At 72.1% G+C, this 22,002-nt stretch carries 21 protein-coding genes; 11 read left to right on the forward strand and 10 right to left on the reverse strand.

Annotated elements, in window-relative coordinates; genetic code table 11:
• Positions 1-123: 123 nt before the first annotated feature.
• Positions 124-1,047, reverse strand: coding sequence for a LysR family transcriptional regulator (locus HHL10_RS21655; protein ID WP_169162485.1), 924 nt, complete (start codon positions 1,045-1,047; stop codon positions 124-126).
• A gap of 123 nt (positions 1,048-1,170) precedes the next feature.
• On the opposite strand from HHL10_RS21655, the gene HHL10_RS21660 reads away from it, so the two are divergent.
• On the forward strand, positions 1,171-1,518 hold the full coding sequence (locus HHL10_RS21660) for a protocatechuate 4,5-dioxygenase subunit alpha (RefSeq protein ID WP_169162486.1): 348 nt from the start codon (positions 1,171-1,173) through the stop codon (positions 1,516-1,518).
• Between the two features lie 23 nt (positions 1,519-1,541).
• Positions 1,542-2,381 carry a class III extradiol dioxygenase family protein gene (locus HHL10_RS21665; protein ID WP_169162487.1) on the forward strand — a complete coding sequence of 280 codons (840 nt, stop codon included), beginning with the start codon at positions 1,542-1,544 and terminating at the stop codon, positions 2,379-2,381.
• Positions 2,382-2,403: 22 nt separating this feature from the next.
• Here the strand turns inward: HHL10_RS21665 and HHL10_RS21670 are convergent, their stop codons facing one another.
• Positions 2,404-3,855 (reverse strand): hydroxysqualene dehydroxylase, encoded by a 1,452-nt coding sequence (locus HHL10_RS21670; RefSeq protein WP_235971709.1) that lies wholly within the window; start codon positions 3,853-3,855, stop codon positions 2,404-2,406.
• A 309-nt stretch (positions 3,856-4,164) separates the two neighbouring features.
• On the opposite strand from HHL10_RS21670, the gene HHL10_RS21675 reads away from it, so the two are divergent.
• Positions 4,165-4,929, forward strand: coding sequence for an acetoacetate decarboxylase family protein (locus tag HHL10_RS21675; protein ID WP_169162489.1), 765 nt, complete (start codon positions 4,165-4,167; stop codon positions 4,927-4,929).
• A 129-nt stretch (positions 4,930-5,058) separates the two neighbouring features.
• A complete protein-coding gene (locus tag HHL10_RS21680; RefSeq protein WP_169162490.1) occupies positions 5,059-6,309 on the forward strand; it encodes a glycoside hydrolase family 1 protein in 1,251 nt (416 codons plus the stop codon).
• Positions 6,310-6,327: 18 nt separating this feature from the next.
• Here HHL10_RS21680 and HHL10_RS21685 read toward each other — a convergent pair whose 3' ends face one another.
• The 4 genes from HHL10_RS21685 to HHL10_RS21700 all read right to left on the reverse strand — a co-directional run bounded on the left by HHL10_RS21685 (position 6,328) and on the right by HHL10_RS21700 (position 8,881).
• Positions 6,328-7,038 carry an RNA polymerase sigma factor gene (locus tag HHL10_RS21685; protein WP_169162491.1) on the reverse strand — a complete coding sequence of 237 codons (711 nt, stop codon included), beginning with the start codon at positions 7,036-7,038 and terminating at the stop codon, positions 6,328-6,330.
• Complete coding sequence (locus HHL10_RS21690; RefSeq protein ID WP_169162492.1) at positions 7,035-7,343, reverse strand: cupredoxin domain-containing protein; 309 nt, start codon at positions 7,341-7,343, stop codon at positions 7,035-7,037. Before HHL10_RS21690 ends, HHL10_RS21685 begins: the two co-directional genes overlap by 4 nt.
• A gap of 31 nt (positions 7,344-7,374) precedes the next feature.
• A complete protein-coding gene (locus HHL10_RS21695; RefSeq protein WP_169162493.1) occupies positions 7,375-7,908 on the reverse strand; it encodes a DUF4142 domain-containing protein in 534 nt (177 codons plus the stop codon).
• A gap of 103 nt (positions 7,909-8,011) precedes the next feature.
• Positions 8,012-8,881 carry a metallophosphoesterase family protein gene (locus HHL10_RS21700; protein WP_235971710.1) on the reverse strand — a complete coding sequence of 290 codons (870 nt, stop codon included), beginning with the start codon at positions 8,879-8,881 and terminating at the stop codon, positions 8,012-8,014.
• Between the two features lie 96 nt (positions 8,882-8,977).
• Between HHL10_RS21700 and HHL10_RS21705 the strand changes: the two genes are divergently transcribed.
• Positions 8,978-9,811: a nucleotidyltransferase family protein gene (locus tag HHL10_RS21705; RefSeq protein WP_169162494.1), complete on the forward strand. Its 834-nt coding sequence runs from the start codon at positions 8,978-8,980 to the stop codon at positions 9,809-9,811.
• A 32-nt stretch (positions 9,812-9,843) separates the two neighbouring features.
• A complete protein-coding gene (locus HHL10_RS21710) occupies positions 9,844-10,875 on the forward strand; it encodes an isocitrate/isopropylmalate family dehydrogenase (protein WP_169162495.1) in 1,032 nt (343 codons plus the stop codon).
• 9 nt (positions 10,876-10,884) lie between these two features.
• Here the strand turns inward: HHL10_RS21710 and HHL10_RS21715 are convergent, their stop codons facing one another.
• Positions 10,885-12,192: a family 1 glycosylhydrolase gene (locus HHL10_RS21715; RefSeq protein WP_169162496.1), complete on the reverse strand. Its 1,308-nt coding sequence runs from the start codon at positions 12,190-12,192 to the stop codon at positions 10,885-10,887.
• 230 nt (positions 12,193-12,422) lie between these two features.
• On the opposite strand from HHL10_RS21715, the gene HHL10_RS21720 reads away from it, so the two are divergent.
• The 4 genes from HHL10_RS21720 (at position 12,423) to HHL10_RS21735 (ending at position 18,156) form a co-directional block, all read left to right on the forward strand.
• On the forward strand, positions 12,423-15,062 hold the full coding sequence (locus HHL10_RS21720) for a CHASE domain-containing protein (RefSeq protein ID WP_169162497.1): 2,640 nt from the start codon (positions 12,423-12,425) through the stop codon (positions 15,060-15,062).
• A gap of 74 nt (positions 15,063-15,136) precedes the next feature.
• Positions 15,137-16,075, forward strand: coding sequence for a chromate resistance protein ChrB domain-containing protein (locus HHL10_RS21725; RefSeq protein WP_169162498.1), 939 nt, complete (start codon positions 15,137-15,139; stop codon positions 16,073-16,075).
• The gene (chrA, locus tag HHL10_RS21730) at positions 16,072-17,487 is read left to right on the forward strand and encodes a chromate efflux transporter (protein WP_169162499.1); all 1,416 of its coding nucleotides are present in this window, start codon (positions 16,072-16,074) and stop codon (positions 17,485-17,487) included. The genes HHL10_RS21725 and chrA overlap by 4 nt, the downstream gene beginning before the upstream one ends.
• A gap of 210 nt (positions 17,488-17,697) precedes the next feature.
• Positions 17,698-18,156, forward strand: coding sequence for a hypothetical protein (locus HHL10_RS21735; protein ID WP_169162500.1), 459 nt, complete (start codon positions 17,698-17,700; stop codon positions 18,154-18,156).
• Between the two features lie 22 nt (positions 18,157-18,178).
• Here the strand turns inward: HHL10_RS21735 and HHL10_RS21740 are convergent, their stop codons facing one another.
• The 3 genes from HHL10_RS21740 to HHL10_RS21750 all read right to left on the reverse strand — a co-directional run bounded on the left by HHL10_RS21740 (position 18,179) and on the right by HHL10_RS21750 (position 20,987).
• Positions 18,179-18,772 (reverse strand): hypothetical protein, encoded by a 594-nt coding sequence (locus HHL10_RS21740; protein WP_169162501.1) that lies wholly within the window; start codon positions 18,770-18,772, stop codon positions 18,179-18,181.
• 206 nt (positions 18,773-18,978) lie between these two features.
• Complete coding sequence (locus HHL10_RS21745) at positions 18,979-19,746, reverse strand: aspartate/glutamate racemase family protein (RefSeq protein WP_169162502.1); 768 nt, start codon at positions 19,744-19,746, stop codon at positions 18,979-18,981.
• A gap of 155 nt (positions 19,747-19,901) precedes the next feature.
• Positions 19,902-20,987, reverse strand: coding sequence for a tartrate dehydrogenase (locus HHL10_RS21750; protein WP_169162503.1), 1,086 nt, complete (start codon positions 20,985-20,987; stop codon positions 19,902-19,904).
• A gap of 89 nt (positions 20,988-21,076) precedes the next feature.
• Between HHL10_RS21750 and HHL10_RS21755 the strand changes: the two genes are divergently transcribed.
• Positions 21,077-22,000: a LysR substrate-binding domain-containing protein gene (locus tag HHL10_RS21755; RefSeq protein ID WP_310734648.1), complete on the forward strand. Its 924-nt coding sequence runs from the start codon at positions 21,077-21,079 to the stop codon at positions 21,998-22,000.
• Positions 22,001-22,002 lie beyond the last annotated feature (2 nt).

A 22,002-nucleotide genomic window follows, 5' to 3' on the forward strand; every position in this document is an offset into this window, starting at 1 on the left:
ATGCCGGGCATGGCGGCCCCGGCGAGCGCCTTGCAGCCGTCCACGGCCCACCCGTGCACCGTCACGGCTGGCCGCGTCAGTACCGCTCAACATGCTCGGTGCAGGCAAATCGTTCACAGCTTCTCAGGCCGAGGCCGCCCTGCGCCCCAGCACCTGCGCCACCACCGCCTCCAGCTCTCGCCGCAGCCACGCATGCATCGGCTCGGCCTGGTGCCGCAGGTGCCAGATCAGGTACATGGGCATCGGGGGACACTGGATCGGCAGCGGCGCCTGCGCCAGCTCGCGCAGCTGCTGCACATGCAGCAGCGAGGGCATGGTCGCCAGCAGCGCGCTGCCCTGCACGAAGGCGGCCACGCCGGCGAAGCTGGGCACGCTGGCGACGATGCGCCGCGGCGCGCAGGGCTGCTCGTTGAGCCAGCGGTCGAAGTCCAGCGCGCGGCGCGGCTCGTACACCACCGTCACGTGCTCGGCCGCCAGGTACTCCTGCAGCGTGCGCGGCGCCTCGCGCTCGCGCGGGTCGTAGAACACGGCATAGCGGTCCTCGAACAGCCGCTTCTGCACCAGGTCCGCCGCGTCGGGCGGGCGCGGCGAGATGACGAGCTGGCACTGCCCCTCGCGCAGCATCTCCGCCGTCGGCACGCCGGAGTTGATGACGCGCAGCTTCAGATTCGGCGCCTGCGCGCGCAGCCGGCGCAGCAGCGCGGGCAGCAGCAGGTCGCGCTGCAGGTCGTTGGCGGCCATGGTCACCGTCGCGTCCAGCGTGGCGGCGTCGAAGCCGCCGGCTGTGGTGAAGCCGCGCATCTGCTCCAGCAGCAGCCGGGCGTGCCGGGTCAATACCTCGGCGCGCGCCGTGGGCACGATGCCGCGCCCGCTGCGCACGAACAGCGGGTCGCCCGCGATGGCGCGCAGCTTCTCCAGCAGGTGGCTCACGGCCGACTGCGTCACGCCCAGCCGCGCGGCGGCGCGCGTGATGGAGCCTTCCTCGTACACCGCCAGCAGCAGCGCCAGCAGGTGGCCGTCAAGGTCCAAATGATCGAATCGGCTCATGAGTCCAATGAGTCATCCCCGGTTTTTCGAAATGATGACCCGCCAAATACTCACGCCCAGCCCGAGCGCGGTCGCCGCGCTTGATCTGAAGCAAGTCCGCTGGCTTTTCAGGAGACAAGGCCCATGAGCGCCCACAAGAAACCCATTCCCGGCACCGTCATCTTCGACGGCGAGCAGGCCATGAAGGGCTATGCCCTCAACAAGATGTGCTTCTCCTTCAACGACGAGGACAACCGCAAGGCCTTCGTCGCCGACGAGGAGGCCTACTGCGCGAAATACGGTCTCAACGAGCGGCAGCGCGAGGCCATCCGCAGCCGCAACGTGCTGCAGCTCATCGCCGCCGGCGGCAATGCCTACTACCTGGCCAAGTTCGCCGGCATCCTGGGCCTGGACATGCAGGACATCGGCGCGCAGCAGACGGGCCTGACCCGCGAACAGTTCCAGGCCAAGCTGCTGGCCGCCCGCGGTTGAGAACGCATCCAGGAGACATTGCCATGGCAAAGATCATCGGTGGCATCACCACTTCGCACGTCCCGGCCATCGGCCGCGCCATCGCCAAGGGCCTGCAGCAGGACCCGTACTGGAAGCCCTTCTTCGACGCCTACGTGCCGGTGCAGAAATGGGTGGCTGAATCGAAGCCCGACGTGGTCGTCGTCATCTACAACGACCACGGCCTGAACTTCTTCCTGGACAAGATGCCGACCTTCGCCGTCGGCGCCGCGGCCGAGTACCGCAACGCCGACGAGGGCTGGGGCATCCCGACCATGCCGCCGTTCCAGGGCGACGCGGCGCTGTCGTGGCAGTTGATCGAATCGCTGGTGGAGGACGAGTTCGACCTGACCACCTGCCAGGAGATGAAGGTGGACCACGCCTTCACGCTGCCCATGGCGCTGCTGTGGCCGGATCAGAGCTGGCCGGTGCGCGTGATCCCGGTGTGCATCAACACCGTGCAGGACCCGCTGCCCACCGCCAGGCGCTGCTGGAAGCTGGGCGAGGCCATCGGCCGCGCGGTGGCGAAGTGGGAGACGGACGAGCGCGTGCTGATCCTGGGCACGGGCGGGCTGTCGCACCAGCTCGACGGCGAGCGCGCCGGCTTCATCAACAAGGACTTCGACCTGAAGTTCATGGACAGCATGGTCCACGACCCGCAGTGGGCCACGCAGTTCACGACGCGCGAGCTGGTCGAGCACACCGGCACCCAGGGCGTGGAGCTGCTGATGTGGCTCGCCACCCGCGCCGCGCTGGGCGCCAAGGTGCATGAGCTGCACCGCAACTACCACATCCCGATCTCGAACACGGCCTCGGGACTGATGGTGCTGGAGACGGGCGGCTGAGCGCTGACGCGCAGCCAGGCTTTCACACCGCCTTCACCGGCGTCGCCGGCAGCCGCTCCAGCAGCGCCATCACGCCGGTGGGCCGGGGCACCGGTATGGCAAGTTGCAGCTCATGCCCGAAGGAGGCCGCCACGGCTTCGGCCGCCAGCGCGCCGGAGCGGGCGGCGCTTTCCATCGAGGCCGGCAGCGCGGTGCGGGTCCAGTCGCCGGCCAGCCACAGGCCGGCGAAGGGCGTCTGGGCCGGCAGCCGCGCGCGCTCGGTGCCGGGCATCGGGCAGGGCACGGCCATCGGGATGCGGTGCACCCGTGCGTGCAGCAGCCGGGCCTGCGCCGCCAGCGGGGCGAAATCCGCCACCTCCTGCAGCGAGCGCTGCACCAGCTCCTCGTCGCTCCAGTCCCAGGCCAGGCGCACGTGGATGGAGTTGCACGCCACCAGCGTGCCGCCATGCGTGTGCGGCCGGATGTTGGAGAGCACGTAGAAGTCGGTGTTGAGGTCGCGCGTGGCCCAGGTGCGGGCCCAGAACCTTTCCTTGGTGACGGGCCGGTCCAGCCACAGGTAGACGCTGATGTAGCGCGCCGGCTCGAACAGGTGCGCGGCATGCGACAGCGCCGGCCAGGGCACGTTGAGGAAGTCGCGGCGGTAGGCCTGGGGCGGCAGCGCCAGCACCGCGGCCGGGGCGCGCAGCAGGCTGCCGTCCTCCAGCTCGAAGGCGCGGAAGTGCCCGGCCTCCACGTGCGCGCGCGCCACCGGCGTGCGCAGCAGCACGCGCCCGCCCGCGGCCTCGATGCGCGCGCGGCAGCCCGGCGCGTACAGCGCGGCCAGGCCGACCTTGGGGAAGCCGAAGCAGTAGTCGCTGCGGCCCTGCATCACGCGGTACACGCGCATCAGCGCCGCGGCCGAGCACTGCTGCAGCGGCACGTTGAGCAGCGCCATGGTGGCCGAGGTCCAGAACCACTCGATGCTGCGCTCGCTGGCGCCGAGCTGACGCAGGTAGCGCATGGCGTCCATGCCGTCCAGCGGCTCCAGGTCCGCCTCCCGCAGCCGCGCCGCGTGCCAGACCACGCGCAGGTTGGAGAGCAGGTCGCGCACGCCGATGCAGCGCAGCGCCTTGGGCAGCGCCGGCAGGCCGTGCAGCGGCGGCGGCAGGTGGCGCCAGATCGACACCGGGATGCGCCGCCCGGCGTCGAGCAGCGTGATCAGCGGCTGCGGCTGCCAGGCGATGTCGTCCTCGGTGCCCAGGCGGCGCAGCAGCGCGCGGAAGTTGAGGTGGTCGCTGATGAGCACATGCGGGCCGATGTCCACCACGTCACCGGTGACCAAGTCGGGCCAGCTCGCGGCGCGCCCGCCGGGCAGGGCGTCGCGCTCCAGCACGCACACCTTCAGCCCGGCGTCAGCGAGGGCCGCGCCACAGGACAGGCCCGCCACGCCCGCGCCGGCGATGAGCACGTCAGCGTCGTAGGGGGCGGCGCTCAACGCCGGACTTTCGGTGCGGCGTCGCTGCGGCGCGCGCGGGCCGAGGCTCGCGCGCGCCGCAGGGCCAGGGCCGGCCGCGCCGCAACGGCCTGCCGAAAGTTCAGGAGAGGGAGAAAGGGGCGCATCAGGCGGCGTCGGATGGGTGTGAGCGAGAGCAGCGGCCTCCTCAAGAGGCCGCGCTGCGTCGCGGCGGCGGCAACCCACATTCCTGAACTGCCCGCCGGACGGCGCCTGTCCCAGGGGTTGGGCCTGGCGACTGCCGTGGCGCGGTCCACCGCTCCCGGCACGGCCGCTGCTGCAGACCGGGCCATGAGCTTTCTGGACGCCGTTCCCCGCCATCCCTGCCCGGCGCTGGGCGGGACGCCCGTGCCGCTGCGCCTGGACTCGCTCGAAGCCATGGCGGCCGTGTTCGGCGCCGACACCGCCGCCGTGCGCGCGCTGCTGCCCGCCGCCGGCGCCTCGGTGCTGGCGCCGCTGCAGTGGCGCCCGGGGCGCTGCCTGGTGAGCTTCATCGCCGTGCGTTACCACGAGGGCGACCTCGGGCCCTACGACGAGCTGGCGGTGACGGTGCCCGTGGGCCGCGCGCCGCTGCCGCGACTGCAGGCGCTGCGCGATCTGCTGCGCATGCGCTTCGAGGGGTTCATCTGGCAGATGCCCGTCACCACCGAGCGCGCCCGCGACGCCGGCGTGCGGCTGGCGGGTTTTCCGAAATGGGTGGCGGACCTGCGCTGGAGCGAGGACCCGCGCTGGCGGCGCTGCAGCCTGCACACCGGGCCGGGGCAGCCCGAGCTGAGCCTGGCCTGTCGCGTCGCGCCGGGCAGCGGGCCGGCGCGCGAGTTGTCGTTGCTGTCGCACACGCTGCTGGACGGCGCGCCGGTGGTGAGCGAGCTGCGCCTGCGCCAGGAGCGCTGGCACGAGCACCCGGGCGGCGGCGGTGCCGAGCTGAGGCTGGGGCAGGGCCCGCTGGCCGACGCGCTGCGCGCCCTGCGCCTGGGGCCGCGCCCGCTGTGGACCCAGGTGGTGCCGCAGGCGCAGGCGCTGCTGTTCGCGCCGCGGTCGCTGGGGGCGGAGTGAGGGTCGGGCCCTGGGTTTGCCGCTGCCCAAGCTCCGCTCGGGCTGAGCTTGTCGAAGCCCCGCCGCCTCACCAAGCCGCCAGCCCTTCGACAAGCTCAGGGCGAACGGAAGAATGAATGCGAGCCCCGCATGACCCAGCGCGCCGGCCTCTTCCCCACTTTCTTCCTCTCCGGCTTCGAGTGCTCCACCTTCCTGTGGAAGGACCGGGGCCGGCGCAACCTCGCGGCCGAGACGCAGCACGACCGCTGCGCGCGCGCGGACTACGCCTTCCTGCGCAGCGTGGGCATTGCCGTGGCGCGCGAGGGCATCCCGTGGCCGCTGGTGGACCAGGGCGAGGGCCGCTACGACTTCACCTGCCTGGCGCCGCTGATCGAGGCCATGAACGCCGAGCGCATCCTGCCGGTGTGGGACCTGTGCCACTACGGCTACCCGGACGCACTGGAGCCATCCCACCCCGACTTCAGCCGCCGCTTCGCCGCCTACTGCCGCGCCGCGGCCGAGCATGTGACGGCACGCGTGCGCGGCCCGCACTGCTTCACGCCGATCAACGAGATCACCTTCTGGGGCTTCGCGGGCGGCGAATGGGGCTGGATGGGGCCCTTCGGCAAGAGCCGGGAAGCGCGCTACCGGCTGCGCGAGGCGCTGTGCGAGGCCGCCATCGCCGGCGTGCACGCCATCCGCGAGGTGGACCCGGACGCACGCATGCTGCACGTGGAGCCGCTGATCCACGTCGTGCCGCCGCGCGACCGGCCCGACCTCTCGGACGAGGCGCGCCACGAGATGGAGGACGACGCCTGGCATGCCTGGGACGTGCTGGCCGGACGCCTGCGCCCGGAGCTGGGCGGCGCGCCGCAGGTGCTGGATATCGTGGGCTGCAATGCCTACTCCTTCGGCCAGATGGAGTACCGCGCCCACGGCCCGCACCAGGCGCTGGCGCCGGATGACGCGCGCATCGTGCCGCTGTGCGAGCTGCTGCAGCGCGTGTGGCGGCGCTACGGGCGGCCGATGGTGATCTCCGAAACCAGCGGCCTGGGGCGCGGTCGCAAGGACTGGCTGTGCGACGTGATGCAGGAGTCGCTGGCCGCCGTGGACCAGGGCATCGACCTGCACGGCGTGTGCCTTTTCCCGGCCGTGGACATGCCCGACTGGCACACCGGCCACTGGCTGCACAACGGGCTGTGCGACCTGGAGAAGCAGGCCGACGGCACGCTGCGCCGCGTGCCCTACCTGACCTACATCGACGAGCTGCGCCACTGGCAGCGCTTGCTCAACCGCGTCACGGTGCTGGACGAGGACCCGTTCAGCGACCCGGTGGACCTGAACGACGTGATCCAGGCCGCGCACCGGCTCAAGCTGCGGCCGGACCAGGACTGGACCTGAGCGGCGCGGCGCCCGGGCTCAATCCGGCCGACCGGCCCCTGTTTCCAGCCGCGCCAGCACGCCGGCCACGATGCGGTCGCAACGCGCTCCGGCAAAGCCGAACAGGTCGCGCTCGGCCAGGTCGATCTCGCGCGCCAGCGCCTCGCGCAGCAGGCTGCGCGCGCGGAACTGCCGGGTGCGGACAGTGGCCTCGGGAATGTCCAGGCACTGCGCGGTTTCCTCCACGCTCAGCTCTTCCACGCAGCGCAGCATGAACACGGTACGGAAGGCCTCGGGCAGGGCGTCCAGATGGCGCTCCAGCAGCGCGCGCATCTCGCCGCGCGCGGCAGCGTCCTCGGGCTCGTCGCGGCGGTCCGAGGGCACCGCCTGTGCCTCGGCGCCGTCCAGCCCGTTGAGCATGGGCACGACGTTGTCGCGCCGCGCCTGGCGGCGCTGCCGGTCGTGGCAGGCATTGAGCAGCAGCCGCATCAGCCAGGTGGAGAGGCTGCAGTCCCAGCGGAAGGCGCCCAGATGCCGGTAGGCAGCCAGGTAGGCCTCCTGCAGCGCGTCCTCGGCCTCGGCGGCGTCGCGCAGCGTGGCGCGCGCCAGCCGGTACAGGCGGCGGTTGTGCCGGCGCATCAGCAGCTCGAAGGCCGCCACGTCGCCCGCGACGATGCGCCGCACCAGCGCGGGCTCGTCGTCAGCCGGGCTCGCCGGCAGCGGGCCGGGCAGGGAGATCACCGGACTCATGGCGTGTCCTCCACGCTCAGGGTGGCGTTCATCGTGGGGTGCAGGCTGCAGAGGTAGCGCAGCCGGCCCGGGTGGCCCACGACGGCGCTCCAAGTGGCCCCGGCGGCGATGGGGCCCGAATCCAGCATCCCGGGCGCCGTGACGGTGTGCGGCACCAGGTCGCGGTTCACCCAGGCCACGCGGTCGCCGCGCCGCACCGCCAGCGTCGCCGGCTTGAACTGCATGTCTTCGATCACCACGGTGTGCGTGGCCGGTGCGGCATCGGCCAGCCCTGGGCAAACCAGCCACGCCGCGCCCAGGACCATCCCGGCCGCCGCGCGGCCGTGCCGACGCCGCTCAGCCACCGCGCTTGCCCAGCTGCGCCTGCAGCGCCTTGGCATGCTCCAGGTGCGCCTCGAAGGCGGGCCGCACCTTCACCAGCAGCGCCTTGAGCTCGCCGTTCCGAGCGCTGGGGATCAGCGTCTTGTCCAGCGCGTCGATCACCGTCTGGTGGTAGCTCACCTCGTGATCGACGTAGGCGCGGTCGAAGGCCTCGCCCTGCAGCGCCTGCAGCCGCTTGAGGTTGTCCTGGCCGCCCTGCTTGAGGCTGGCGCTGGTCGGGTTGTCCTCGGGCTTGAGCTTGAGCCGGCCCGCCAGCGCGCTGGCCTGCTGATTGACGCTGCCGTGGTCCGACACCATCAGCCGGGCGAAGGACTGCACCGGCTCGGAGCGGCTGCGCTGCCCGGCCAGCTGCCCCGCGTCGATGTCCACCTGGTTGGCCGTCACGACGATGGCGGCGATCTGGGCATCGCTGGGGCCGGCCTGCGCGGCGGCGCCGAGGGCCGTGCAGGTCGCCAGCGCGCACAGCGCCCGCTTGAGGCTTTGCTTCATGCTCCATCTCCTGGGTTGGCGCCGCCCCGTGGGCGGCCTGCATGGGGATGGACGTCGCGGCGCGGCGCGGCGTTCCCGGCAAGCCAAGCCTGGCTGCTGCCCGCTACTGGCGCGACTCCACCTCGGCCTCGGCCCCCGCCGCCGGCCGGGGCAGCTCCAGCAACCGGAAGGGCGGCCGCTGCGGGTAGTGGTGGCGCAGCAGCGGCATGGCGACGTTGAACACCGGCGTGCCGTTGACGGTCTTGCCCTCCGGCGTGCCGCGGTGCGCGTGGCCGTGGAACACGGCGCTCACCGGGTAGCGGATCAGCGGCTCCTCCAGCCGCGTGGTGCCCAGGAACGGGAAGATCTCCAGCGGCTCGCCCTGCACCGTGGCGGCGATGGGCGCGTAGTGCAGCAGCGCGATCTTGTCGGGCGTGCGCAGCTTGGCCAGCGCCGACTCCAGCTTCAGCGCCTCGTGCAGCGCCTCGTTGACGAAGGCCTTGATCGCCTGCTCGCCCCAGGGCCCCAGCGCGCCGCGGCCGAAGCCGCCGGCAAAGCCCTTGGCGCCGGCGATGCCCACGCCCATCAGCTCCACGGCCTCGCCGTCGAGCATGCGCACGCCCGCGTCCTTGAGGATCTGGGATACCACCTCGGGCTGGCCGGTCTCGAAGTCATGGTTGCCCAGCACCGCCACCACCGGCCGCGCCATGGCCACCTGCGCCAGCTCGCCGGCCAGCACCTTGGCCTCCTCGGTGGTGCCGTAGTCGGTGAGGTCGCCGCACAGCAGCAGCACGTCCGCGGCCTCGGCGGCCTGCTGGAAGAACGGGCGCAGCCGCCCGGTGGAATCCTTGGTGCAGTGCAGATCGCCCACGGCGGCGAAGCGCAGCAGGCCGTCGCCCGCCGCCGAGGGCCGGGACGCCGCGGGCTGCGGTGGCCGCTCCTGAGGCGGCAGGGGCGATGTCGTGGCTTGAAGCTGCTCCGTGGGCATGGTCATGCCGTCCTCCTTCAACCGATGGATGGTGTGGGCCACGCTGCCGGCGCAGGCCCGGTGCCGCCCCGGAGCAAGGCACGGGCCTTGCCCGGGAGCGGCATGACATCCACCGCCAAGACGCCGCTGCCCCCGGCCGCCAGCGCGACTGCTCTTGACCCGCAGGCCGAGCCCTTCTACCTGCAGGTGCTGCAGGCCCTGGACGCCGCCGGGGTGCCCTACCTGGTGGGCGGCGCCTTCGCGCTGGCCGGCCTCACCGGGGTGGAGCGGCCCACCAAGGACCTGGACCTGTTCATCCGCCGCGACGACTTCATGCGGCTGGACCAGGTGCTGGCCGGCACCGGGCTGCGCAGCGAGCTGACCTTTCCGCACTGGCTGGGCAAGGTCTACCGCGGGCCCTTCTTCATCGACTTCATCTTCGCCTCGGCCAACGGCATGAACGCGGTGGACGAGGGCTGGTTCGAGCGCGCGGGCCGCGACACCATCCTGGGCCACCCGGTGCGCACCATGTCGGCCGAGGACATGGTGTGGTCCAAGGCCTTCATCATGGAGCGCGAGCGCTACGACGGCGCCGACGTGGCGCATGTGCTGCGCGGCTGCGCCGCCACGCTGGACTGGCCGCACCTGATGGAGCGCGCGGGCAGCCACTGGCGCGTGCTGCTGAGCCACCTGGTGCTGTTCGGCTACGTCTACCCCGACGAGCGCGACCGCATCCCGGCCTGGGTCATGCACGAGCTGCTGCAGAAGCTGCACGACGAGATGCTGGCCCCGCCGCCGGCCACGGGCCGTTGCCAGGGCACCTTGCTGTCGCGCGAGCAGTACCTGCCCGACCTGGAGCACGGTGCCGGCGACGCCCGGCTCAAGCCAGCCGGTACGATGAGCGCCGAGGAGATCGCGGCGTGGACGGCCGCGATCGACAACCCTCCCGACAAATAGATCCAGATCAACGACCCTGGAAGGAGAGCCCCATGACCGCCCGTATTCCCGCCACCCTCATCGCCGGTGACGGCATCGGCCCCGAGATCGTCGAAGCCACGGTGGCCGTGCTCGACGCGCTGGGCTCTCCCTTCGAATGGGACCCGCAGATCGCCGGCGCCGCGGGCGTGAAGGCCGCGGGCGACCCGCTGCCGCAGGCCACGCTGGAGAGCATCCGCCGCACGCGGCTGGCGCTCAAGGGCCCGCTGGAGACGCCCTCGGGCGGCGGCTGGCGCTCCTCCAACGTGCGGCTGCGCGAGGAGTTCCGGCTCTTCGCCAATGTGCGCCCGGCGCGCACCATCATCCCCGGCGGTCGTTTCGACAACATCGACCTGCTGCTGGTGCGCGAGAACCTCGAAGGCCTCTACATCGGCCACGAGCACTTCGTGCAGATCGACGACGACCCGCATGCCGTGGCCATGGCCACCGGCATCAACACGCGCCAGGGCTGCCGCCACATCCTGGAGTACGCCTTCGAGCTGGGCATCGCGCTGGGCCGCAAGAAGATCACCGTGGTGCACAAGGCCAACATCATGAAGGCGCTCACGGGCATCTTCCTGGAGACGGCGCAGCAGATGTACGAGGAGCGCTACAAGGGCCGCATCGAGATGGACAGCATCATCGTGGACGCCTGCGCCATGAAGCTGGTGCTCAACCCGTGGCAGTTCGACATGCTCGTCACGACGAACCTCTTCGGCGACATCCTCTCCGACCTCACCGCCGGGCTGGTGGGCGGCCTGGGCATGGCGCCGGGCGCCAACATCGGTGCGGACGCAGCCATGTTCGAGGCCGTGCACGGCTCCGCGCCCGACATCGCCGGCAAGGGCCTGGCCAACCCCACGGCGCTGCTGCTGGCGGCGGCGCAGATGCTCGACCACGTCAAGCTCGGCGACAAGGCCGCGCGGCTGCGCCAGGCCATCCACGACACGCTCAACGTGGACCAGGTCCGCACCGGCGACCTTGGCGGCAAGGCCAGCACGCGCGAGTACACGCAGGCACTGGTGAGCCGCATCAACAACGGCTGAGCCGCGGTTTCAGCCGTCCTGCGCGTCGCCGGCTTTGGCGGACGCGCGGGCCGGGGCCGCCTCGGCGCGCTCACCGTCGTCCACCTGGGACCGCGCGTAGCGCTGCGGGCGCACGATGGGCACCTGCAGGCACACGCTGCGCGTGGGCAGCACCTCGCGCCAGTCGGCGATGAGCTTGCGGTAGGCCTGGCCCACGGGGCGGATGTTGCGGTCCAGGTCGTACAGCCCGCGCGGGTTGACGCGGCCGTTGACCTCGCGCAGCGTCGTGTCCCAGTCCACCTGGTCGGTGAGCGAGTACCAGGTGAAGCCCAGGATGGGCATGCCGTCGCTGCGCAGGCTCAGCACGTTGGCCCACTGCTTCCACAGCCAGTACACCGCCTCGTCGCCATTGGGCCCCTGGGCGATGTTGGTCTCGGTGTGCATGACCGGGATGCGGTAGCGCGCGTAGTAGCGCCAGGTGAGGTGGCTGTAGCCGAAGACCTCGCCGGCCGGCTCGGTGCGGCCGTTCTCCCAGACGCGGTGCTCGTTGGTGGCGTAGTAGTCGTTGCCCAGGATGCAGTACTGCTTGAGGTGCTGGCTCAGGAAGAAGTGGTACTCCTGGCGCGTCATGCCGTGGTCCATCAGGTACTCGTACATCTCCGAGTCCACGCGGCGCCCGTAGTTGAGGTCCAGCGACAGGAAGCGCCGGCCGTTGAGCGCCTTGGCGATGCCCAGCGCGCGCGGGTTGTCGGCATGGAAGTACTCCGAGGATTCGCTCTGGATGAAGAGCGCGTCCGGCCGCGTTGCCAGGATGCGCTGCATCGCCAGCACGTTGGCCTTGACGATGTGCTTGAGCGCCGTCACGAAGGCACGGTCGCTGCTGAGCTGCTCGTTCCACCAGCCGTAGGCCGCCGAGAACAGCGCGCAGATGAACATCTCGTTGACGGGCGTGTAGAGCTGCACCCAGGGAAAGCGCCGCGCGAAGGCGCCGGCGTAGGCGGCGAACAGCTCGGGGAAGTCGGGATTCTGGAAGTTGCCGATCCAGTCCGGCACGCCGAAGTGGCACAGATCGACGATGGGCACGATGTCGCGCGCCGCCAGGTCGTTGAAGGTGGTGTCGGCGAACTCCCAGTCGTGGCGCGCGGGGCCAAGCCAGGTGCGGTGGATGGGCGGGCCGTAGCGCAGGAACGAGAGGCCCAGCTGCTGCACGCGGTCGAAGTCGTCCTTCCAGCGCGTGTAGTGGCCGCAGGCTTCCATCTCGTCGCGCCGCGTGCGGCCGCCGTTGATGGTCGGGCAGGAGTTCTCGATGCCGGTGGCGAACATGAAGGGCGGTGTCATGCAAGCTCCTTTCCCCCGGGGCCTCGTCCCCGGCGCGCCGCCGGGGCGCGAGCAAGGCCCGGACCCAGGCCGGAGCCGGTGCCGACTTCGCGCCGCGGGGCCCGGGTATTCCGCTTGCCCTCTGGCACGCACCGTCGTGCCGGCCCGCCGCGTTCCGGAAGGGCTCCGTCCCCAAGTGAGCGCGTCTTCTACAGGCCCAGGCGACAAGAAAAGGCAGTAGTCATGCCGGCATGAAGCCCAACGGCACGCGTCTCCGTTCCCTGTCGTTCTGGCCGGCGGCGCTGCTGCTGCCGGGCCTGCTGGCGGCGATCGGCGGTGGGCTGTGGCAGCAGCGGGCCAACGAGGCGCTGGTTCAGGAGCGGCTGCAGGTACTGGCGGCGCGCGCGGCGGACCGGGTGCTGCGGCGCATGCGCCTGTACGAGTACGGGCTGCGCGGCGCGCACGGCGCCGTCATTGCCGCCGGCCGCGACGTGGAAGAGCTCTCGCCCGAGCAGTTCCGCCGCTTCGGCGCCGCGCAGGACATCCGGCGCCAGTACCCCGGCGTGGTGGGCTTCGGCTTCGCGCGCCGCGTGCCCGCAGGCCGCGAGGCGGTCTTCCTGGAGAGTCTGCGCCGCCAGGGCCGACCGGTGCGCATCCAGCGCGAACAGCCTCATCCGGGCGACCGCTTCATCGTCCAGTGCATCGAGCCGCTGGAAGCCAACGCCGGTGCCCTGGGCCACGACATCGTCTCCGAGCCCCGGCGGCGCCAGGCGGTGATGGCGGCCATCGCCAGCGCCGAGCCGCGGATGACGGCGCCCGTCACCCTGGTGCAGCGGCCTGGCGAGCCCCGCCAGGCCGTGCTGCTGTACCTCGCGGCCTACCGCAGCATCGGGCCGCCCGAAGCGGCGCGGCGTGACGAGCTGGCCTTCGGCGTGGTCACGGCCTCGCTGGCCATGGAAGCGGTGCTGAGCAACCTGGAGGACGACAGCGGCGCCTTTGCCCTGGCGCTCACGGACGTCACGCAGCCCGGCGCGGCCGAGCGCCTCTACACCGCGCCGGCCTGGCGTGCCGACGCCGCTGCGCCGGTGCACCCGGTGGTGCTTGATCTCTACGGCCGGCGCTGGGAAGTGCGGGTGCAGGCCCTGCCGCCCTTCGAGGAGGCGCTGAACCTGCGCAGCCCGGCGCTGGTGGCGGGCGCCGCGGCGCTGTCCGCGCTGGTGCTGGCGCTGCTGCTGGCGGTGCGGCTGCGTGCCGTGCGGGACGAGCGCACCATCCAGCGCCAACGCGCGCTGATGGCGGCGGTGGTGCACAACGCCCATGACGCCATCGTCAGCCACACGCCGGAAGACCTGATCCAGAGCTGGAACCCGGCGGCGCAGCGGCTGCTGGGCTGGAGCGCCGACGAGGCCGTCGGGCGCCACCTGACCGGGCTGACCGTGCCGCCGGCGCGGCGCGAGGAGGCCCTGGCGCTGCTGGCGCGGGCCTGGCGCGGCGAGGAGGTGCCGCCCGTGGACACCGTGCGGCTGGACCGCGAGGGCCGGCCGGTGGAGGTGTCGGTGTCGGTGTCGCCGGTGCGCAGCGACAGCATGGGCCGCGTCGTCGGCGCAGCCACCACGATGCGCGACATGCGGGCGCAGCGCGCGGCGCAGGCGCGCATCGTCGAGCTCAATGCCACGCTGGAGCAGCAGGTGCGCCAGCGCACGGCCGCGCTGGAGCAGGTGGCGGCGCGCGAGCACGCCATCCTGGTCAGCGCCGCCACCGCCATCGTCGCCACCGACCTGGCCGCGCGCATCATCAGCTTCAATCCCGCGGCCGAGCGCATGCTGCGCCTGCCCGCGGCCCGGGCCCTGGGCACCTCGGCACTGGCCCTGTTCGATTGGCAGGAGCTGCTGGCGCACGCCCCGCAGCTGCCCTCGGAGATGCGGCGCAACGCGCAGCAGCTGCCCCAGGAGCTGCAGCAGGCGATGCAGCGCGAGGGCGGGGCCGGGGCGGCGGCGGATGAGGTGCGCAACGAGTGGAGCTGCGTGCGCGCCGACGGCACGCGTTTTCCGGCGCTGTTCAACATCAGCGTGCTGCGCGACGGCCGCGACCGGCCCATCGGCTTCCTGGGCGTGATCACGGACCTCAGCGAGCGCCAGCTGCTGGAGGAGACGCTGCGCCAGCGCACGCACCAGGCCGAGGCCGCCAGCCGGGCCAAGAGCGCCTTCCTGGCCCACATGAGCCATGAGTTCCGCACGCCGCTCAATGCCGTCATCGGCCTGAGCCAGTTGCTGCGGCAACGGGAGCTGCCCCCGGAGGTGTCGCGCTTCGTCGGCCACATCCACCAGGCCGGCGAGCAGTTGCTGGCGCTGACCAACGACGTGCTGGACCTCTCGCGCATCGAGTCCGGCGCGATGCAACTGGAGGAGGCCGTGTTCGAGCCGGCGGCGCTGCTCGACGCGGTGTGCGCGCTGGTGCGTCCCCAGGCCGACGCCAAGGGGCTGGAACTGCGCCTGGAGGCCGATCCGGCGCTGCCCGCGCGGCTGCTGGGCGACCCGCTGCGCATCAGGCAGGTGCTGCTCAACCTGCTGGGCAACGCCGTGAAGTTCACGCCGGCCGGCAGCGTCACGCTGCGCGCCACGGTGGCCGAGCGCGACGCCTCGCACGCGACGCTGCGCCTGGAGGTGCGAGACACGGGCATCGGCATCGCGCCGGAGGTGCAGGCGCGCATCTTCGAGCCCTTCGCGCAGGCCGACAGCTCCACCACGCGGCGCTTCGGCGGCACCGGGCTGGGGCTGTCGATCGTGAGGCGCCTGGTGGTGATGATGGACGGCGTGCTCGACCTCCACAGCACGCCCGGCGCGGGCAGCGCCTTCGGCGTGACGCTGACGTTGCGGCTGCCCGCCAATTGAAGCCGCGGCCTCGCCCAGCGGGCGGCATGCGGCGCGAAATGCTTATCTCTTTTCACGTAACGTATGCTCGCCCCATGTGGGCCATGTTGATCCTGACGCTCCCCACGCAGCCCAATGCCGTGCGGCTGCGCGTGTGGCGCACTTTGAAGACCCTGGGTTGCGCCTCGCTGCGCGACGGTGCCTACCTGCTGCCCGAGGAGCATGCCGAGCTGCTGGAGCCCGTGGCGCAGGAGGTGCGCGAGCACGGCGGCAGCGCCACGGTGCTGAGCCTCAAGGCACGCGGCGCGGCGCAGAAGCGGGAGCTGCTGGCGCTGTTCGACCGCGGTGCGGCCTATGCGGAATGGCAGCGCGGCGCCGAGGCGCTGCAGGCCCAGCTCGATCGCCTGGCCGAGGGCGAGGCGCGCCGGCGCTGGCGGCTGCTGTCGGAGTCGCTGCAGGCGCTGCAGCGCATCGACTACTACCCCGGCGCGGCCGGCGAGCAGGCCCAGGCGCAGCTGGCCGCGCTGCGGCGCGCGCTGGAGGCCCGCGGCCCCGGCGGCGAGCCCCGGACCCTGGCGCAGGAAGGTGAGATCCCGCGGCTGGACCCGCGCCGGTTCCTGGGCCGGCGCTGGGCCACGCGGGCGCGGCCCGAGGTGGACCGGCTGGCCTGCGCCTGGCTGATCCGGCGCTTCATCGACCCGCGCGCCGAGTTCGTGTGGCTGGCCGATCCGGCGCTGGCGCCGCGCAACACGCTGGGTTTCGACTTCGACGGCGCGCCCTTCACGCACCGGGGCGGGCTTGTCAGCTTCGAGGTGCTGGCCGCCAGCTTCGGGCTCGACAGCGACCCGAAGCTGCAGCGCATCGGCGCCCTGGTGCACCTGCTGGACGTGGGCGGCATCCCGGTGCCGGAAGCCGCCGGGGTCGAGGCCGTGCTCAACGGATTGCGCGCGCTGCACGGCGACGACGACAAGCTCGTGGCCGCCGCGGCGGTCGTGTTCGATGCGCTGCACGCGGCGCCGGGAGAGCAGGCATGAGCGGTTCCATCATCGAGAGAGCCTTGCAGGCGCAGCAGCCCGCGTCGGACGCAGCGGCACCGGCGCCGGTACCCGAGCCGGAGCCGGAGCCGCAAGCGCCGCCGCCGGTCGGCTTCGGCGAGGCGCTGCGCTTCTGGCTGAAGCTGGGCTTCATCAGCTTCGGCGGCCCGGCCGGGCAGATCGCGCTGATGCACACCGAGCTGGTGGAGCGCCGGCGCTGGATCAGCGAGCGCCGCTTCCTGCACGCGCTGAATTACTGCATGTTGCTGCCCGGCCCCGAGGCGCAGCAGCTCGCGACCTACATCGGCTGGCTGCTGCACCGGACCTGGGGCGGCGTGGCGGCCGGCGCGCTGTTCGTGCTGCCCTCGCTGTTCATCCTGGTGGCGCTGTCGTGGATCTACATCGCCTTCGGCCACGTGCCGCTGGTGGCCGGGATCTTCTACGGCATCAAGCCGGCGGTGACGGCGCTGGTGCTGCACGCGGCGCACCGCATCGGCACGCGCGCGCTCAGGCATGCGTGGCTGTGGGTCATCGCGGCGGCGGCCTTCCTGGCCATCTTTGCCCTGGACGTGCCGTTCCCGGCCATCGTGCTGGCGGCGGGGCTCATCGGCCACTTCGGCGCCCGGCGCGCGCCGCAGGTCTTCACCATGGGCGGCGGGCATGGCGCGGCCAAGGCCTCCTACGGCCCGGCGCTGATCGACGACCACACGCCCACGCCCGAACACGCGCGCTTCTCGCGCCACGGGCTGATGAAGGTGCTGGGCGTGGGCCTGGGCCTGTGGGCCGGCGCGATGGCGCTGCTGCTGGCGCTGCAGGGCTGGCAGGGCACGCTCACGCAGATGGGCTGGTTCTTCACCAAGGCGGCGCTGCTGACCTTCGGCGGCGCCTACGCCGTGCTGCCCTACGTCTACCAGGGCGCGGTGGAGCACCACCAGTGGCTCTCGGGCGTGCAGATGATCGACGGGCTGGCGCTGGGCGAGACCACGCCGGGGCCGCTGATCATGGTCGTGGCCTTCGTCGGCTTCGTCGGCGGCTGGGCCAAGGAGGTGATTGCCGGCGCACCCTTTCTGGGCGGGGCGCTGGCGGCGACGGTGGTGACCTTCTTCACCTTCCTGCCGTCCTTCGTCTTCATCCTGGCCGGCGGGCCGCTGGTGGAGGCCACGCACGGCAAGCTGGGCTTCACGGCACCGCTGACGGCGATCACGGCGGCCGTGGTGGGCGTGATCCTGAACCTGGCGCTGTTCTTCGCCTGGCACGTGCTGTGGCCTCAGGGTTTCAGCGGCCCCTTCGATGCGGTATCGGCGCTCATCGCGGTGGGGGCGGCGGTGGCGCTGTTTCGCTTCAAGGTGGGGGTGATGCCGCTGCTGGGCGCCTGCGCGGCGCTGGGACTGGCCTTGAGCTTCCTGCGCTAAACCCTGGCCGGCTGCGGCAATCCGGCCCGCCCGGTGCCGTCGGCGGGCAGGGCGGGATGTCGGAGCGACATCCACCATGCTGGCACGCTCCCGCGCCGGCGGCAGCGGAGAAACGATGAGCCGCCCAGGGGTGAGCCCAGGTGGCGGCCCAGGCCTGGCCATTTCCGATGTTCAACTGAGCGCGTCGTTCACAGCGCTTCCCGACCTGCCATGAGCCCACGCCCCGACTCCGACCGCCTGCCCGAAGTCCCCGACGGCCTGCGCGCGGTGTACGCGCTGTATGCCGCGCGGCTGTGTGCGCCCGGGGTGCGCCTGCGGAACTTCGCCGGGCGCTGGCTGGCGCTGCATCGGGCGCAGGCGCTGGACGCGCGCGTGCTGCCGGTGGCCGACGAGGAGCCCTCGGGCTCGCCGCTGACGGGATTCAAGCGCTTCCAGCGCGAGGCGCTGGCGCTGGTGGAGCCGGGCACGGAACTGGTGTTCGTGTCGCTGGAGCACGGCACCTGGCGCCCGCGCGGGCCCGATGCGCCGCTGCTGCAGATGCTGGCGATCCGGCTGGAGGTCTCCGGCTGCGGCGTCGGCCTGGCCGGCCATGTGGACCTCGACGAGCAAGGCCGCCCGCTGCGCATCGCGCCGGCGTTCGCGCTGGTGGTGGACCTGAGGCTGTTGTGATGGAGTGCGCGGCCGCCCGTCCTCAGCCGCGCCGACCGGTGCGCGTGCCGGTGCTGGCCGTATAGACCGGCTCCTGGCCGCCGCGCGGGGCCAGCACCACCGCGACGGGCGCCTTGCGCTGGTGGCCGCGCACCATCAGCACCCCACGGCGTGCCGGGCGCGCCGGCGCCGCCTCCGTGCCGCGCGAGGCCCGCGGCGTGGCCGCGCGCTTGATGCGGATCTGGCCCTCGGCCAGGAAGCGCGAGGCGCCCATCACGCCGATGTCATAAACCCCCTGGGGCAGCAGGTGCACCGGCAGGCTCACGCCGAAGCGGCCGTTGGGCTGCACATGCGAGTTCACGTCGATGAGCGAGGTGTGCTTGTCGCGCTCGGACACCACCACCACCCGCACGCGGCGGCCGGCCTGCTCCGGGTAGTGCGCCGCCAGCCGGATCATCGGCTGGCCCGGCGCCAGGCCGACGACGGTGTCGCAGGTCACGTCGCTGCAGTGGACGATGCGCACCTGCGGTCCGTCTTCATGCGCTCCCGTCGGGCCGGCCTGTGCTGCCGGGGTCCAACTCAGGGCCAGGATCGCCATCACGAAGGATGGGATGAACCAGAACCGCGCGCGTGCCATGGGAACCTCCAGCAACCAAATGGACAAACCCGGCTGTGACAGGCGTTCCGCGGCGTTGCACCCCGGTACCCGTACTTGTAATTGACTGTCACAGCCCCCAATCAGGGGATTGTCTTAAAGCGCCGCGCGGCTGTTAAGCCCTGTAACACTTCCCGACTAAAAAAGTGCGCATTACGTCCGCCCTCTGTGCTGCCCTGTGCTGGGGGTCAGGACAAACACGCATTCAACTCGGGCGACAGGCCGCACCATGCCGGGCCGTCGCCGGCTCCGGCTCGCGTGGTGGGCGGTACGGCTGTCCGGGCCAGCGTCAGCGCCTCCTGCGCGCCGGCGCTGACGCTGTCGATCAGCGGCACCGGCACTTGGTCCTGGATGCGCGCCGCCATGCCGGCCAGCCCGGCGCCGCCCAGGATCACGCAGTCCGCGCCCGTGTCGCGCGCCGCCTCGCGGCAGGCCCGGGCCAGCAGCGGCAGCGCGCCGGCGGGGTCGGCGGCGAGCTGGATACCGCTGGGCGCCACGGTGTGCACGCCGGCCAGCGCGTCGTCGAAGCCCAGCCCCTGCGCCAGGCGCCGCAGCATCGGCCCCCAGGCCGCGCCGCCGGTGACGATGGCGAAGCGTCCGCGCGCCGAGCGCCGCGCGGCCTGCACGAACGAGGCTTCCGCCAGCCCGGTGACCGGGCTGTCGCACAGCTCGCGCAACGCGAACAGGCCCGGATCGCCGAAGCAGCCGATCAGCACCGCGTCCGGGCGCGGCGCCGCGGCGCGGTGCGCGGCCCAGGCGTCCAGCGCCGCATGGCCGGCGATGGCGCAGGCCGCCTCGCTGGCGATGTAGGAGGCGCCCAGCCGCGCCGTGACGCTGTCCACCACGGCCGCACCGCCCAGCAGCGTGGTGGCATGGTCGGCCAGCAGCGCGGTCACGGAAGGGGAAGTGTTCGGGTTGAGGATCAGCAGGCGTGGAGGAGGGAGCGAAGGCGTCATGCGGAGGTCACCGGGTTTCAGGCCTACGCGGCTGACCGGCAAGCGGTGCGCCGCATGGGCCATGGCGACCCTTGCCCCGTCTGCAGCCGGCGGGCGGACCGTGTGGTGGACGACGCCGGCGCCCCGCACCGGCGTCGTTCAAGAGCGAAGGCGGATCAGATCAGCGCCGCAACCGCTTTCCCCATCTCCGTCGTGTTCGCATTGCCGCCCAGGTCGCGCGTGCGCGGGCCCTCGCGCAGCACGGTCTCGATGGCCTTCAGGATGGCGTCGTGCGCCTGGCGCCCGGCGCCCTTGCCGTTCGTCAGGAAGTCCAGCATCAGCGCGCCGGACCAGATCATGGCCACCGGGTTGGCGATGTTCTGGCCGTAGATGTCGGGCGCCGAGCCGTGCACGGGCTCGAAGAGCGAGGGGAAGCGGCGCTCGGGGTCGAGGTTGGCCGACGGTGCCAGGCCGATGGTGCCGGTGCAGGCCGGGCCCAGGTCGGACAGGATGTCGCCGAACAGGTTGCTCGCCACCACCACGTCGAAACGGTCCGGCTGCAGCACGAAACGCGCGCTGAGGATGTCGATGTGCTGCTTGTCGGCCTGCACCTCGGGATAGTCGCTTCCTACCTCGTCGGCGCGCTCGTCCCACCAGGGCATGCTCACCGCGATGCCGTTGCTCTTGGTGGCGACGGTGAGCTTCTTGCGCGGGCGCGACTGCGCCAGATCGAAGGCGAATTTCAGGACGCGGTCGGTGCCGTGGCGCGAGAACACCGACTCCTGGATCACGATCTCGCGCTCGGTGCCCGCGTAGATGCGCCCGCCCAGGTTCGTGTACTCGCCCTCCGTGTTCTCGCGCACCACGAAGAAGTCGATGTCGCCGGCCTTGCGCCCGGCCAGCGGGCAGGGCACGCCCTCGAACAGCCGCACCGGGCGCAGGTTGATGTACTGGTCGAACTCGCGCCGAAATTTCAGCAGCGAGCCCCACAGCGAGACGTGGTCCGGCACCGTCGCCGGCCAGCCCACGGCGCCGAAGAAGATGGCGTCCATGCCCTGCAGCTGCTCCTTCCAGTCGTCCGGCATCATCTTGCCGTGCGCCTGGTGGTAGTCGCAGCTGGCCCAGTCGATGTGCGTCAGCTCCAGCGCGATGCCGAACTTCTCGGCCGCCGCCTGCACGCTGCGCAGGCCCTCGGGCATCACTTCCTTGCCGATGCCGTCGCCGGGGATGACGGCGATCTTGTAGCTCTTGTCGTTGCTCATGGTCGGGACTCCGTGTCGAGGATGGCGCATCGTAGCCATTCACGCCGCGCCGATAATCCGCTTCCCTGTGAAGTCTTTATGCACGCAACGTGAACAACGCCACCCCTGCCAACGAGGACCTGCGCGTGTTCAGCGTCGTGGCGCGCAAGAGCAGCTTCACCGCCGCGGCGGACGACCTGCGCGTGTCGCCCGCCTACGTCAGCAAGCGCGTGCGGCTGCTGGAGCAGCAGCTGGGCACCCGGCTGCTGCACCGCACCACGCGCAGCGTGGCGCTGACCGAGGACGGCGAGCGCGTGCTGCGCTGGGCGCAGCGCATCCTGGACGACCTCGACCAGCTGCTGCAGGAGGTGGGCGGCACGCGGGCGCAGCCGCGCGGCTCGCTGCGCGTGTGCAGCAGCTTCGGCTTCGGCCGCCAGCAGGTGGCGCCGGCCATCGGCGCGCTGGTGGAGCGCCATCCGCAGCTGCAGGTGCGGCTGGAGGTGTTCGACCGGCTCATCGACGTTGCCGCCGAAGGCTTTGACCTGGACGTGCGCGTCGGCGACGAGGCCGCGCCGCACCTGATCGCGCGCCGGCTGGCCGACAACCACCGCGTGCTGTGCGCGTCGCCCGCCTACGTGGCGCGCCGCGGCCTGCCGCGCACGCCGGCGGACCTGGCCGGCCACGACTGCCTGGCCATCAAGGAGCGCGACCACCCTTTCGGCCTCTGGCGGCTGCGCTGCCACGGCGGGCAGGAGCAGGCGCTGAAGGTGTCCGGACCGCTGTCCAGCAACCACGGCGAGATCGCGCTGCGCTGGGCGCTGGACGGCCGCGGCATCGTGCTGCGCTCGCTGTGGGAGGTGGCGCCGCTGCTGGCCGGCGGGCAGCTCATGCAGCTGCTGCCGGGCTGCATCCAGCCCGCCAACGTCTGGGCCGTCTACCCGACCCGGCTGGAGCGCTCGGCCAAGCTGCGCGTGGCGGTGGAGTTCCTGGCGCAGTGGTTCAGGCACTTGAACGCGACGCCGCCGGCCGCGTGAGC

The organism is Azohydromonas caseinilytica (assembly GCF_012927045.1).
Lineage (GTDB): Bacteria > Pseudomonadota > Gammaproteobacteria > Burkholderiales > Burkholderiaceae_C > Azohydromonas > Azohydromonas caseinilytica.

What these genes read in the sequence shown, in the direction of transcription:
- HHL10_RS21695 (WP_169162493.1), bottom strand. Translation starts at nt 7,908, where the DNA reads ATGAAGCAAAGCCTCAAGCGGGCGCTGTGCGCGCTGGCGACCTGCACG.
- HHL10_RS21690 (WP_169162492.1), bottom strand. Translation starts at nt 7,343, where the DNA reads ATGGTCCTGGGCGCGGCGTGGCTGGTTTGCCCAGGGCTGGCCGATGCC.
- HHL10_RS21750 (WP_169162503.1), bottom strand. Translation starts at nt 20,987, where the DNA reads ATGAGCAACGACAAGAGCTACAAGATCGCCGTCATCCCCGGCGACGGC.
- HHL10_RS21740 (WP_169162501.1), bottom strand. Translation starts at nt 18,772, where the DNA reads ATGGCACGCGCGCGGTTCTGGTTCATCCCATCCTTCGTGATGGCGATC.
- HHL10_RS21735 (WP_169162500.1), top strand. Translation starts at nt 17,698, where the DNA reads ATGAGCCCACGCCCCGACTCCGACCGCCTGCCCGAAGTCCCCGACGGC.
- chrA (WP_169162499.1), top strand. Translation starts at nt 16,072, where the DNA reads ATGAGCGGTTCCATCATCGAGAGAGCCTTGCAGGCGCAGCAGCCCGCG.
- HHL10_RS21655 (WP_169162485.1), bottom strand. Translation starts at nt 1,047, where the DNA reads ATGAGCCGATTCGATCATTTGGACCTTGACGGCCACCTGCTGGCGCTG.
- HHL10_RS21710 (WP_169162495.1), top strand. Translation starts at nt 9,844, where the DNA reads ATGACCGCCCGTATTCCCGCCACCCTCATCGCCGGTGACGGCATCGGC.
- HHL10_RS21725 (WP_169162498.1), top strand. Translation starts at nt 15,137, where the DNA reads ATGTGGGCCATGTTGATCCTGACGCTCCCCACGCAGCCCAATGCCGTG.
- HHL10_RS21680 (WP_169162490.1), top strand. Translation starts at nt 5,059, where the DNA reads ATGACCCAGCGCGCCGGCCTCTTCCCCACTTTCTTCCTCTCCGGCTTC.
- HHL10_RS21715 (WP_169162496.1), bottom strand. Translation starts at nt 12,192, where the DNA reads ATGACACCGCCCTTCATGTTCGCCACCGGCATCGAGAACTCCTGCCCG.
- HHL10_RS21665 (WP_169162487.1), top strand. Translation starts at nt 1,542, where the DNA reads ATGGCAAAGATCATCGGTGGCATCACCACTTCGCACGTCCCGGCCATC.
- HHL10_RS21705 (WP_169162494.1), top strand. Translation starts at nt 8,978, where the DNA reads ATGACATCCACCGCCAAGACGCCGCTGCCCCCGGCCGCCAGCGCGACT.
- HHL10_RS21685 (WP_169162491.1), bottom strand. Translation starts at nt 7,038, where the DNA reads ATGAGTCCGGTGATCTCCCTGCCCGGCCCGCTGCCGGCGAGCCCGGCT.
- HHL10_RS21675 (WP_169162489.1), top strand. Translation starts at nt 4,165, where the DNA reads ATGAGCTTTCTGGACGCCGTTCCCCGCCATCCCTGCCCGGCGCTGGGC.
- HHL10_RS21745 (WP_169162502.1), bottom strand. Translation starts at nt 19,746, where the DNA reads ATGACGCCTTCGCTCCCTCCTCCACGCCTGCTGATCCTCAACCCGAAC.
- HHL10_RS21660 (WP_169162486.1), top strand. Translation starts at nt 1,171, where the DNA reads ATGAGCGCCCACAAGAAACCCATTCCCGGCACCGTCATCTTCGACGGC.
- HHL10_RS21700 (WP_235971710.1), bottom strand. Translation starts at nt 8,881, where the DNA reads ATGACCATGCCCACGGAGCAGCTTCAAGCCACGACATCGCCCCTGCCG.
- HHL10_RS21720 (WP_169162497.1), top strand. Translation starts at nt 12,423, where the DNA reads ATGAAGCCCAACGGCACGCGTCTCCGTTCCCTGTCGTTCTGGCCGGCG.